We start from the raw sequence: 12,990 nt of genomic DNA, 5'->3' as shown, positions 1-12,990 counted from the left end.
GGCAGCCCCGACCGGTCCTCTCGGCGGCTTTCCTGAGAGCGGACCCAAGGCTGCCGATGCAGCGATAGACGCCCGCGCTGGCGCTACTGTCAGCGCTGAAATTGTTCGTTTGAGTGCCTGCCACGGCCATCTTCCTTGTGTGCGGTTAAACGCAGGTCTGCCGTAAGGTGCCACAGAGCTAACCGCATTTCCAGACTTTTAATGCCTATCGCCTGATGAATGTCTTCAGATTTTCGGCAGGAGCCCGCTCCAGGCGACGTGCGTCCTAACTGCTCGTCCTCGCAAGGAATCTCCGGCGCGTTGCCGTCCTGAAGCGACTCTCAGGGTTCTTTGGTGGCCGTCTCCCTGGCCCCCGCCGGCACCCAGATCGCCATACCCGCCGCACGCTTCTGGGTGGTCGGGATGCCGATACCCAGGCCGCCACCGACGCGGCCGCCGTAGCTGCCGCCGCCGACCGACAGGCCGCCGCCGGAGCGTTCCGAGCCGACGCCGACAATGACCACGCCGTTGGCGCCCAGCTTGGCGGCTTCGCGCTTGAGGCGCTGCACGGCGGCATCGGTCTGGCCCTGGGTGCCGAAACCGGCGGCGCTGGTGGATTCGAGCTGGGCGATCTCCACCGAGCCGACCGGGGCATGCGAATAGACCTGCACCTGGGCGGGGTCGATCGGGGCGCGTGCCTGGCCCAGCATGACCTTGGAGCTGCTGGCGCAGCCGGCCAGCAGCAGGGCAAGCGCAGCGCCGACGACGAAATGCCTGTTCATGATGTGGCCCCCTGAAAGATGGTGATGACGGCGATGATCCGGCGCCCTGACTGAAGAGTGGCTAACACGACGCGGCAAGCCGACGTGCCACCTGGCGGCGACGACGCCATGGTCCTGGCAGCACTCTGAAACCCATCGGACGCTGTCGCACACTAGCCACGCCCGTGTGAGGCTGCCGCCAAGCCGCCAAGCCGCCAAGCCGCCAGGCCGCCATTGGTCAGGGTGACCGCCTGCCCACGCCGTGCGGACGGCCGCGCCGGTATGCTCGCGCTTTGTTCAAGGAGAGGTGGCACGTGGGATTGATCAGTCTGTTGTGGGGGATCGTGGCGCTGCTGTGGATGGTGCTGGCCTTCATTCCGCTGCTGGGCTGGGGCAACTGGTTCCTGATTCCGTTCGCGGCAGTGGGTGCGCTGATCGCGGCGATCGCGCTGTTGTTTACCTCGGCCGGCAATCGTGGCCGTGCCAAGACCGGCCTGCTTCTCAACGGTCTGGTGATCGTGGTCGGGGTGATCCGCTTGAGCCTGGGCGGCGGCGTGATCTAGCCGTTGCAGCGCTGCGACAGTGCGTCGCAGCGGCGTCCGCAGCAAGGTGGCGGGCGTAGACTTGTTGGCTGTCACAAGGAGCCTTGTCATGGCCCACCCGCACTATCGTCCCCGTCGCATGCGCCACGATGCGTTTTCGCGCCGCCTGATGCGCGAAAACACCTTGACCACCGATGACCTGATCTGGCCGGTGTTCGTGCATGAGTTGTCCGGCCGCGCGCCCATCGCCTCGATGCCGGGCGTGGAGCGGCTGTCGCTGGACGAGCTGCTGCGCGAAGCGGAAAACGCGCTGGAACTGGGCATTCCGGTGATCGACCTGTTCCCGGTGATCAACCCGGCCGGCAAGAGCCTGGATGCGGCCGAGGCCTGGAACCCGGATGGCCTGGCGCAGCGTGCGGTGCGCGCGCTCAAGGCGCGCTTCCCGGAGCTGGGGGTCATGACCGACGTGGCGCTGGACCCGTACACCACCCACGGCCAGGACGGCATCATCGACGCCAAGGGTTATGTGCTCAACGAGATCACCGTCGACGCGCTGGTCAGGCAATCGCTGTCGCATGCCGAAGCGGGTGTGGACATCATCTCGCCCTCGGACATGATGGATGGCCGCATCGGTGCGATCCGTCGCGCGCTCGATGCCGACGACCATCTCAACGTGCGCATCATGGCGTATTCGGCCAAGTACGCCTCGGCGTTCTACGGCCCGTTCCGCGATGCGGTCGGCAGCGCCGGCAATCTGGGCAAGGCCGACAAGACCACCTATCAGATGGACCCGGCCAACAGCGACGAGGCCATGCGCGAGATTGCGCTGGACCTGGAAGAGGGTGCGGACATGGTGATGGTCAAGCCGGGCATGCCGTACCTGGATGTGGTGCGCCGGGTGAAGCAGGAATTTCGCGTGCCGACCTTCGCCTACCAGGTCAGCGGCGAGTACGCGATGCTCAAGGCGGCCGCCGCCAACGGCTGGCTGGACGAACGCCGCTGCGTGCTGGAAGCGCTGATGGCCTTCAAGCGCGCCGGTGCCGATGGCGTGCTGACCTATTTCGCACCGCAGGTGGCGCGCTGGCTGCGCGAAGGTTGAGCGCGTTTAGACGTGCTGCGTGAGAGGCGTTGTGGTGGCATCTTTCGTGGATGCCGCTCAACGCGCATTTGATGCGGTGAAGAGGGCATCCGATGGTCGTGTCGGATCTTCCGCGTTGTTGCACGGACCGGCAGCGCCGGCCTGTTGTGCGCTGTAGCGGTCCGATCTGATCCACGCGATCTGCTTCTACTTACCGGCACATCGCCGGCCTAGGGCCGCAGGCCGGCAACCAGGCGCCTGATCGCGATGCGCAAGCAGCGTGGCCGGCCAGGGCTGCCTGCAAGACGACGCATTCGCCATCGATCCAGGCGCGCCGACTGCGATAACGATTCTCATCTACAATGGCGAGCCCTGCCGCTTCAGGTTGTTCGCGCGTGCTCAAGACGGTTCTGTTCCAACTGCACTGGCTGCTCGGCATCACGGCCGGGTTGGTGCTGTCGGTGATGGGCGTGACCGGCGCGCTGATGTCCTTCGAAAACGAGATCGTGCGGCTGGCCAACCCGGCCATCGCGCAGCTGGCCGTACGGCATGCCGCCGGCGAGCGTGCGTTGCCGGTGGATGTGTTGTTGCAGCGGCTCGACCTGACTCCGCGCGATGCAGGAAAACAGCAGGCGGTGACACGCATGCTGATCGACCCCACCGGCGCGCGGCCTTCCACCGCACGTCTGGCAGGCAAGGGCGGCGGGCGCGTGTACTTCGACCCTTACACCGGCGAGCGCGTCGCCGCGCCGCGCTTGAGTGGCGCGTTTGCGTTTATCGAAGACCTGCACCGCCATCTGACTGCGGGCAAGCGCGGCCAGGCAGTGACCGGGGCATGTACCTTGATCCTGCTGTTTTTCTGCGCGTCCGGGCTGTATCTGCGTTGGCCGCGGCGCTGGTGGAGCCTGCGGACCTGGTGGGCGGTGGAATGGCGGCGGCAGGGGCGCAGTTTTCTGTGGAGCCTGCATGCGGTGTTCGGCACCTGGTGCCTGCTGGTCTACCTGCTGGTCGCGCTGACCGGGCTGACCTGGTCGTACGACTGGTATCGCGACGGCATGGTGGCCTTGCTCGGCAAGGAGCCGGCCATGCGCGGCGACGGGGGCGAGCATCGGCCGGCGACGGTGGATTTCGCGCGCGTGCAGCGCACTCTGGACGGTATCCCGGGCACCCATCACGCCGCGTTGGATCTGCGGGTCCCCACCCGTGCCGGGCAGCCGATGAGCGTACGGTTCTTGCCGGCCCGGCCCGACCACGACCGCGCCTACGACAATCTGGAAATCGACGCCGCCAGCGGCGCCTTGCTGCGTCGCCAGGATTACGCGCAGTTGCCGCGCGGCCAGCAGTGGCTGGTGAGCATGTTCCCGCTGCACTCGGGCAGTTTTTTCGGATTGCCGGGGCGCATCGTGGTGATGCTGGCGAGCATCGGCATGTCGGTGTTCTTCATCAGCGGCTGGATGCTGTACCTGGATCGCCGCCGCAAGAAGCGCGAGTTGCGCGCCGCACGCGTGCTGCTGCAGGGCGCGCCGCCGGCCTCGCAGGCCGAGCCGTGGTTGATCGCCTTCGCCAGCCAGAGCGGTTTTGCCGAGCGGCTGGCCTGGCAGGCAGCCGGGCATCTGCAGGCGGCCGGCCTGCCGGTGCAGGTGCGCGCGCTGGCGCAGGTGGATGCGCCGCAGTTGCAGGCCACCCGGCACGCCTTGCTGGTGATCAGCACGTTCGGCGATGGCGAGCCGCCGGACGCGGCGCGCGGATTCGAGCGCGAACTGCTGCGCCAGCGCATCGCCTTGCCGCAGCTGGCTTACGCGGTACTGGCACTGGGCGACCGCCAATATGCGCAGTTTTGCGGATTTTCGCGGCGCATCGAGCAGTGGCTGGACGCGCAGGGCGCACGCGCGTTGTTCCCCGCCGTGGAAATGGACAACGCCGACCCGCAGGCGCTTGCGCAATGGCATGCGCAACTGGCGCAGATTGCCGGCGCGCCGGTGGCCGCTGTCGCGCTGACGCGGCCGCGCCTGACGCAGTGGACGCTGTCCGCGCGCACGCATCTCAACCCGGGCAGCGAGGGGGCGCCGATCTGGCGCATCGACCTGCAGCCATCGCTGCAGGCGCACTGGCAGGCGGGCGATATCCTCGAGGTGCAGCCTGCGCACGCCGATGCGCAGGTGCGTGCATGTCTGGCGGCGTGGGGCCTTTCGCCCGATGCATTGGTGCATGTCGATGCGCAGTTGCTGCCGCTGCATCAGGCCGCCGCCGAGCGTGTGCTGCCGCCGCCGGCCGCGCCGCCAGCGCCGTGTCCCGATCCACAGGCCTGGCTGGATGCCTGCGACTGGCTGCCTACACGCGACTATTCGCTGGCCAGCGTGCCGGCCGATGGCGTGGCCACGGCGGTGGTGCGCCTGACCGCCCGCAGCGATGGCAGTCCAGGGCTGGGCTCGGGCTGGCTGATCTGCCATGCGCCGATGGGTGCGGCGGTGCGCGCGCGGTTGCGCACCAATCCCGGCTTCCATCGCGTCGAGGCGGCGCCGATGGTATTGATCGGCAACGGCACCGGCATCGCCGGTTTACGTGCCTTGTTGCGCGAGGCCGAGCTGGCCGGCGTGCACGGGCATTGGCTGCTGTTCGGCGAACGGCAGGCCGCGCACGATGGTCTGTTTGCCGACGAACTCCAGGCCTGGCATGCACGTGGCCATCTGCAGCAGCTGGACCGGGTGTTCTCGCGTGACCAGGCGCACAAGCGCTACGTGCAGCATCACTTGCGCGAGACCGGCGACACCTTGCGCCACTGGATCGATCGCGGTGCGGTGATCCATGTCTGCGGCAGCCTGGACAGCATGGCGCGTGAGGTCGATGCCACGCTGCGCGACTTGCTGGGCGAGACGCGGCTGGAGTCGCTGACCGCAGCGGGACGTTATCGGCGCGATGTGTATTGAGCGCGGTCATCGCCACTGCATCGCTGCGTTGGAGCGGCTAGTAAAACGTGGCGTGCGGTCGCTAAGCGGGTGCGAGCGGTTTGGAGAAATCGCGGTGAACGACCGATACATGCTGCGTCCTAGCTAGGATCGACCATGCACTCCTTGCAGCGTGCGCGGTGGTTTTGTGAGCCGCCAACCATGGCGGCGTCTAAGCGCGGTCCGATGCTTGAATCGAAAGCCTGGTTGATCGAGGGCGCGATGCCCTCACCACCTCCGGGACACGCCGTGAATCCGTCCATGCAGGCTCCTTGGCGGCATCCATGCCGCCAAGGGTCCCGGAACCGGTAAGGACATCACGCCTGCCAAATTGGTCGTGCGCTGATGGAACCGCACAAGCGGGATGACTTAAGCGAGAGGACTTAACGCAGCGGCCTGGCTGCTTGTATGCATGTGTGGATGACGATTAGCGATAGGGGGAAACCCCATCCACTTGCTGCGCGCCTTCGACGGAAAGTTTTGGAAATCAGACCACGTCTGCCAGATCACAAGGATCATGCAACCACCGCTGCATCTGACCCGCTTGCTGCCGCTCCCGCTTTTGACCATGCACACCGACCATCTCGACTGGCCCTTGTCCGCCTACCGGCGCGGGACCTTACGCGGCACGGATGCCGCGTAAGAGCCTAGCAGGACGTACTTGCGGCGTATCCTGCGATGGTAGGCGGGCAAGGGCCCTGCGACCAAGCCTCAGATCAGCAGCCCTACAGTCACACCGCAGATCAGCGCCCTGCAGCGTGACCCAGATCATCCGCTCTGCAACAGCTTGGCGTGAAGTCGTGTCCCAGGCAGCCCCTGGCAAGAGTTTGCGCATCCATCCGCCTTCAACGGCAGCTGGCATCTCCCTCCACCGCCGGCGCCTTCATCCGGTAGATATCCAGTTGCCCCGCGCGTGGTGCGCGCGCGCTGCCGGTGACCAGCAGCTCGCCCGGTTTGGCCGCATCCACCACCGCGCCGAACGTGCGCTCCTGCGGCCCGTTGAACGACAGCGGCAAGGCCTGGTCCTGGGCGTAGTGCCCGTTGCTGCATGTGGCCAGCAACAACTGGCTGGGGCCATCGACTGCACCGCGCGCCCATACCAGGCCACGCCCGTCGCCAAGCCAGGCCGCATCCAGTTCGTCGGCACCGGTATTGATGTCGCGCAGTGGCGCAGGTGCGGTGAACGCGCGCCCATCCCAGCGCGCCACCAACACATCCAGGCCGCCGGCGCCGCCGTGGCCATCGCTGGCGAACAGCAGTCGCGTGCCGTCCAGCGACAGGCTGGGCGCGCGCTCGTTGCCGCGGCTATTGATCGCCGCGCCCAACGATTGCACCGCGCCCAGGCCACCCTGCGCATCCACCGGCACGCGGTACAGGTCGCTGCCACCGGTGCCGCCCGGCCGCGACGAGGCGAACAGCAGCCAGCGCCCATCGGCACTGAACAGCGGCGTGATCTCGTCCTGGGCGGTATTGAGCGGCAGCGGCTGCGCGTCCTGCCAGCGCCCGCCGCGCAGATGTGCCTGCCACAGGTCCCAGCCACCGGGGCCCCCGGCGCGGTCGCTGGCCCAGACGATGCGTTGCCCATCCGGGCTGAGCGTGGCGTGCGCCTCGTTGGCCGGTGTGGACACCACGCCCATGCCTTCGATGCCGAACTCGGCAAGTCCCGACGCGGACGGGACGAAGAGTAAACTCGCCGCCAGCGCGAGCGGCGTCCATCGAAGTTGCATGCGGTGTTCCTGCTCCAGGTCACGCACAGTCTAGTCAACCAGAGATCGTTTCATGCCCGTATCCCGTTATGCCGTGTTCGGTCACCCTGTCGCCCATTCGCTGTCGCCGGCCATCCATGCCGACTTCGGCAAGCAGACCGGCATCGCGCTGGACTACACCGCCATCGATGCGCCGCCGGAAGCGTTCGCCAGCACGCTGCAGCGCTTCGCCGACGAAGGCGGCAAGGGCGCAAATGTCACCTTGCCGTTGAAAGAGGCCGCCTTTGCGCTGGCCGCCAGCCTGAGCGATCGCGCGCAGCTGGCCGGGGCGGTGAACACGCTGGTGCGCAACGACGGCCAATGGCAGGGCGACAACACCGACGGCATCGGCCTGGTACGCGATCTCACCGATCGCCACGGCCTGGATCTGCGCGGTCGTCGCGTGTTGCTGCTCGGCGCCGGTGGTGCCGCCCGCGGCGTCGCGCCGGCCTTGCTGGAAGCGGGCATCACCGAAATGGTGGTGGTGAACCGCTCGCCCGAGCGCGCCGATGCGTTGTGCGATGCGCTCGGCGAACCCGCTAGGGTGGTGTCGCGTTACATCGAAGACCTGCGCGAACTCGGCGACTTCGAGCTGATCGTCAACGCCACCGCCGCCGGACGCGACCGCGACGCCGGTGCGTTCGCGCTGCCGCTGGGCCTGGTCAACAGCCTCACTGCCGCGGTGGATCTCAACTACGGGCAAACCGCCATCGCGTTCCTGGCCTGGGCGCGCGCGGCGCAATGCCGTTACGCCATCGACGGCCTGGGCATGCTGGTGGAACAGGCTGCCGAAAGTTTCGCGCTGTGGCACGGCGTGCGCCCGGACACCGACCCGGTCTACGCCGCGCTGCGCGCACGCGATGCCGTGCTGGTCAGCGCGGACTGAGCCGTTGGCCATGACCACCACCGACATCCTGCTCAGCCTGATCACCGGCCTGTTGTCGCGGGTGCCGATGCTGATCGCCTTGTTGCTGGGGCTGGTACTGCTGTGGCGCGCCCCCTTCGGGCCGTTGCGGCGTGCCGCGCTGGCCGGGCTGTGGCTGCTGCTGGGCTGTGTGCTGGCCGAGGTGGGCCTGCAGGCGATTCCGATGTTGTTGATGCAGCAGGGCAACGTGCGCCAGATCGGTCTGGTGATGGGCGTCGGCCGCTTCGTGCTGACCGCCGTGCAAGGCGTGGGCATCGGCGTGCTGGTGTGGACCCTGGCGCGCAGCCTGCAACGGCTGCCGCCTGCTGCCGGTCCGCGCGCATGATCCCGCTCAAGGCGCTGGCGCTCACCCTGGTCGGGCTGATCTGTGCAGGGCAGGGCGGTTGGACTTGCTGCATCCGCAGTCCCTGGCGACCGTCAACCGGGCGGGCCTGCTGTACGCGCGCTTCGGTCCGGCCGGGGTGGGCATCGGCATGCTGGCGGAGGGCGCGATGATGGCGGTGATCGGCCTGGTCTGGACGCGTTACGCCTGGCCACAACGCGCTTGATCGCACTGGTCTGACAGTCTGGCGGTGCTTGCCGGGTGCCGGTCTTCGAGCGCGCCCACGCATCGCTGCCTGGCATTCAAAACAACCAGCAGTGCGCGACAGCGGCACGCGCGGCAGGCAGGCACGTGTCGAGCGCAGCGTTTGCCTCTACCCGCCGACGCCCCGCCGTTCTTCCGTTCCAGCGCTTGGGTCCCAGGCGATGCATCGGCAGTGCACAAACAGGTTCAGCTGCCCCGCGTATCGGTCGCAGGCGCTGCGCCGGTCCGTGCGAAAATAGCGCGATGAGTGATCTTGCCCCACCGGCTGCGCCGTCCGCGCCCGTTCCCACCCAGCGTGTGCTGACCGACCCGATCAAGGCCGGCATCCGCGACGCCTACGCCAAGCTGCAGGCCAACACGCCCGGCTTTGCCACCCGCCGTGCGCAAAGCCAGATGATCGGCCTGGTCTCGCGTGCGCTGGCCACTTCCGGTGGCATCGGCATTGCCGAGGCGCCTACCGGCGTTGGCAAGAGCCTGGGCTATCTCACCGCCGGCGTGCCGATCGCACTGGCCACCAAGAAGAAGCTGGTGATCAGCACCGGCACCGTGGCGCTGCAGTCGCAGCTGGTGGAGCGCGACATCCCGGCCTTCCTCAAGGCCACCGGGCTGGAAGCGACCGTGGCGCTGGCCAAGGGCCGCACCCGCTATCTTTGCACGCGCAATGCCGCCGAGCTGGAAGGCGACACCAGCCAGAACGCCATGTTCGAAGACGAGCAGGCGCTGTACGACCGCCCGCTCAGCCCCGTCGATGCGGACCTGGCCAAACGGCTGGCCAAGGCCTATGCCGCGCGCACCTGGAACGGCGACCTGGACGATGCTCCCGAGCAGATTTCGGTGCCGCTGCGCATGCGCATCACCACGCCTGCCTCCGGCTGTGCGGGGCGCCGTTGCAGTTATGCCGCGCAATGCCCGGTACTCAAGGCACGCACCGATGTGCGCGAAGCGCAGATCGTGGTCACCAATCACGCCTTGCTGCTGTCTTCGCTGTCGCTGGGCGATGCCGAAAACGGTCAGCCGCTGATCGCCCCGCCGTCGGACATGCTGCTGGTGCTCGACGAGGGCCATCACATCGCCGGCGTGGCGATCGACCAGGGTGCGGCCAATCTGCCGCTGGACGAGATGGCCAAGCGCACTGGCCGCATGCAGATTCTCATCGCCGCTGCGTACCGCGCGGTGGACAAGGACAGGATCGGCAACCTGCTGCCCAACGAAGCCATCGACGTGGCGGCGCGAGTGTCCAAGCTGCTCAAGGCCTTCCATGCCGAGGTCGAGCGCGTCTGGAAGCCCGAGCCAGGCGAGCGCGATCCGTTGTGGCGTGCTGCCAACGGCAAGTTGCCGCCGCAGTGGGGCCCGGCCATCGAAGAACTCGGCGAAGAAACCCGCGCGCTGTTCAACTGGGTGCATGCCGCCCATGGCGCGGTGGCCAAGGGCAAGCAGGACGATGCCGCACGCGAGCGCCTGCAACGCAACCTGGGCCTGGCGCTGGAAATGGCCGAGCAGCAGCACAATCTGTGGAGCGGCTGGCGGCGCGAGGACAAGGAAGGCCAGCCGCCGATGGCGCGCTGGATCACCCTCTCGCGCGACGGCGACCTGATCTGCCACTGCTCGCCGGTGTCGGCCGCGCAGGTGCTGCGCACGATGATCTGGAACGAGGTGGATTCGGTGGTGATGACCTCGGCCACGCTCACCGGCGGCGGCGATTTCCAGTCCTTCGCCATCGACAACGGGTTGCCCGATCACGCCGAAATGGCCTCGCTGGCCTCGCCGTTCGACCTGCCCAATCAGGCCGAATTGATCGTGCCCAATTTCCCGGTCACCCCGGACGACCGCGAAGGCCATCCCAAGGAAGTGGCCAGGTATCTGGTGCGCGAACTGGATTGGAACGCCAAGGGCAGCATCGTGCTGTTCACCTCGCGCTGGAAGATGGAAAAGGTCGCCGACCTGATGCCGCTGGCGCAACGCAACCGCGTGCTGGTGCAGGGCGAGGGCAACAAGTCGCAACTGATCACCGAACACCTGCGCCGCATCGCCGCCGGCGAGGGCTCGGTGCTGTTCGGGCTCAATTCCTTCGGCGAAGGCCTGGATCTGCCCGGCGAGGCCTGCACCACGGTGGTCATTACCCAGGTGCCGTTCGCCGTGCCGACCGATCCGCAGACCTCCACCTTGAGCGAATGGCTGGAGAGCCGCGGCCATAACGCCTTCAACCTGATCGCCATCCCGCACGCGCTACGCACGCTGACGCAGTTCGCCGGCCGTTTGATCCGCAGTTCCAGCGACCACGGTCGCGTCATCATTCTCGACTCGCGCCTGCTGACGCGTCGCTACGGAAAACGCATCATCGACGCGCTGCCACCGTTCAAGCGGGTGATCGGGCGTTGATCCACTACCAGGTGCCGCATCGGTGCAGGTTCTGCATCGATGCAGGCATCGGCCGATACACAAGCGGTGCCGCTGCGTCAGCATCGCTGTATGAGCGAGATCGCACCCTGGGTTCGTACACCGATCAGCGCATCGTCATGCAGGCAGTGATTGCTGCGGCGACAGCCGCGGCGGCAGATGGACAGCGCAGCGCATGCATGCCCGTGACCTCATTCCGCGCGCGAGGAGTGCGTTTGGAACGACGGCGCTCTGCCAATCGTTCCAGGCGTTCCAACCTTGCAGCGCAGCATTGCGCTAAACCCATCCGCATTTTCTTCATGCGCGCCGGAGTCCGCGTGGGGCGTTTGCGCGGACACAACCCGACGATCTGCAACCTACTACCTGGGCATTTAGCGATACATATCACGCAACGCAGTCATCATCATGTTCGCCTATCGCTGCGATCATAACTAACGACTTCTCTCGCTTCGGCCCGCTCGCCATGATTCAGCTCCCTCAACACGAGCTGACGCCATGCGCCCTGGATCCCTCATGGTGCTAGCCCTGCTAGCCCCCACATTGATCGCCCCACCGGTCTTCGCCCAATCCGTGCTGACCCGCGACAACGGCGCCAAGGTGGGCGACAACCAGAACTCGCAGACTGCCGGCGCCACCGGCCCGACCCTGCTGCAGGACGTGCAGCTGATCCAGAAGCTGCAGCGCTTCGATCGCGAGCGCATTCCCGAGCGCGTGGTGCATGCGCGCGGCACCGGCGTCAAAGGCGAGTTCACCGCCACCGCCGATCTGTCCAACCTGACCAAGGCCAAGGTGTTCAGCGCCGGCGAAAAGACCCCGGTGTTTGTGCGCTTTTCATCGGTGGTGCACGGCAATCACTCGCCGGAAACGCTGCGCGACCCGCATGGTTTCGCGACCAAGTTCTACACCAGCGAAGGCAACTGGGATCTGGTCGGCAACAACTTCCCCACCTTCTTCATCCGCGATGCGATCAAGTTCCCCGACATGGTCCACGCGTTCAAGCCGGACCCGCGCACCAATCTGGACGACGACTCGCGTCGCTTCGACTTCTTCTCGCACGTGCCCGAAAGCACCCGCACGCTGACGCTGCTGTATTCCAATGAAGGCACGCCTGCCGGCTATCGCTTCATGGATGGCAACGGCGTGCATGCCTACAAGCTGGTCAACGCCCAGGGTGAGGTGCATTACGTCAAGTTCCACTGGAAGACGTTGCAGGGCATCAAGAACCTCGATCCCAAGCAGGTTGCCGCGGTCCAGGCCAAGGACTACAGCCACCTGACCAACGATCTGGTCGGTGCGATCAAGAAGGGCGATTTCCCGAAGTGGGACCTGTACGTGCAGGTGCTCAAGCCCGAAGACCTGGCCAAGTTCGATTTCGACCCGCTGGATGCCACCAAGATCTGGCCGGACGTGCCGGAGCAGAAGGTCGGCCAGATGGTGTTGAACAAGAACGTCGACAACTTCTTCCAGGAAACCGAACAGGTTGCGATGGCACCGGCCAACCTGGTGCCGGGGATCGAACCGTCTGAAGACCGTCTGTTGCAGGGGCGTATCTTCTCCTACGCCGACACCCAGCTGTATCGCGTCGGCACCAATGGTTTGAGCCTGCCGGTGAATCGTCCGCGCGTGGCGGTCAACAATGGCAACCAGGATGGCGAGGCCAATCACGGCCACACCACCAGCGGCGTGAACTACGAGCCGAGCCGCCTGGAGCCGCGTCCGCAGGACACCGCTGCACGCTACAGCGAATTGCCGCTGTCGGGCACCACGCAGCAGGCCAAGATCGCCCGCGAGCAGAACTTCAAGCAGGCCGGTGAGTTGTACCGCTCCTACAGCAAGAAGGATCGCGCCGATCTGGTGCAGAGCTTCGGCGAGTCGCTGGCCACCACCGATACCGAGAGCAAGCACCTGGTGCTGTCGTTCCTGTACAAGGCCGACCCCGAGTACGGCACTGGCGTCACCCGCGTTGCCAAGGGCGACCTGGCGCGCGTCAAGCAGCTGGCCTCCAGCCTGCACGACTGATCCACCCGACGGC

Annotated in this window: 9 protein-coding genes and 1 pseudogene; 8 read left to right on the top strand and 2 right to left on the bottom strand. The window is 66.6% G+C overall.

The features are described from left to right. Positions 1–320 precede the first annotated feature (320 nt). Positions 321–761 carry a hypothetical protein gene (locus FHY19_RS15385; RefSeq protein WP_259167058.1) on the bottom strand — a complete coding sequence of 147 codons (441 nt, stop codon included), beginning with the start codon at positions 759–761 and terminating at the stop codon, positions 321–323. Positions 762–1,060: 299 nt separating this feature from the next. Between FHY19_RS15385 and FHY19_RS15380 the strand changes: the two genes are divergently transcribed. From FHY19_RS15380 to FHY19_RS15370, 3 genes are all read left to right on the top strand, one after another. Continuing rightward, a complete protein-coding gene (locus FHY19_RS15380; RefSeq protein ID WP_005989387.1) occupies positions 1,061–1,303 on the top strand; it encodes a hypothetical protein in 243 nt (80 codons plus the stop codon). A gap of 88 nt (positions 1,304–1,391) precedes the next feature. Then, a complete protein-coding gene (hemB, locus tag FHY19_RS15375; protein WP_259167057.1) occupies positions 1,392–2,381 on the top strand; it encodes a porphobilinogen synthase in 990 nt (329 codons plus the stop codon). A 374-nt stretch (positions 2,382–2,755) separates the two neighbouring features. Beyond that, positions 2,756–5,287, top strand: coding sequence for a sulfite reductase flavoprotein subunit alpha (locus FHY19_RS15370; RefSeq protein ID WP_259167056.1), 2,532 nt, complete (start codon positions 2,756–2,758; stop codon positions 5,285–5,287). Between the two features lie 863 nt (positions 5,288–6,150). On the opposite strand, the gene FHY19_RS15365 is transcribed toward FHY19_RS15370, so the two are convergent. Then, entirely contained in the window at positions 6,151–7,032 is an 882-nt protein-coding gene (locus FHY19_RS15365; RefSeq protein ID WP_259167054.1) for a TolB-like protein, read from the bottom strand. A gap of 52 nt (positions 7,033–7,084) precedes the next feature. Between FHY19_RS15365 and aroE the strand changes: the two genes are divergently transcribed. The 5 genes and pseudogenes from aroE to katB all read left to right on the top strand — a co-directional run bounded on the left by aroE (position 7,085) and on the right by katB (position 12,977). Beyond that, complete coding sequence (aroE, locus tag FHY19_RS15360) at positions 7,085–7,936, top strand: shikimate dehydrogenase (protein WP_259157281.1); 852 nt, start codon at positions 7,085–7,087, stop codon at positions 7,934–7,936. Positions 7,937–7,946: 10 nt separating this feature from the next. After that, positions 7,947–8,300, top strand: coding sequence for a hypothetical protein (locus FHY19_RS15355; protein ID WP_259157280.1), 354 nt, complete (start codon positions 7,947–7,949; stop codon positions 8,298–8,300). Next, a pseudogene (locus FHY19_RS15350) lies at positions 8,297–8,523 on the top strand (hypothetical protein). Before FHY19_RS15355 ends, FHY19_RS15350 begins: the two are co-directional and overlap by 4 nt. 281 nt (positions 8,524–8,804) lie before the next feature. Next, positions 8,805–10,940: an ATP-dependent DNA helicase DinG gene (dinG, locus tag FHY19_RS15345; protein WP_259167052.1), complete on the top strand. Its 2,136-nt coding sequence runs from the start codon at positions 8,805–8,807 to the stop codon at positions 10,938–10,940. A gap of 531 nt (positions 10,941–11,471) precedes the next feature. Continuing rightward, on the top strand, positions 11,472–12,977 hold the full coding sequence (gene katB / locus FHY19_RS15340) for a catalase KatB (protein WP_259167050.1): 1,506 nt from the start codon (positions 11,472–11,474) through the stop codon (positions 12,975–12,977). Positions 12,978–12,990 lie beyond the last annotated feature (13 nt).

The sequence above is a fragment of the Xanthomonas sp. 4461 genome (assembly GCF_024806475.1).
GTDB classification, from domain to species: Bacteria; Pseudomonadota; Gammaproteobacteria; order Xanthomonadales; family Xanthomonadaceae; genus Xanthomonas; species Xanthomonas arboricola_F.
Note: the sequence above shows the minus strand (reverse complement) of the source record. Positions and strands in the feature narration are given on the sequence as shown.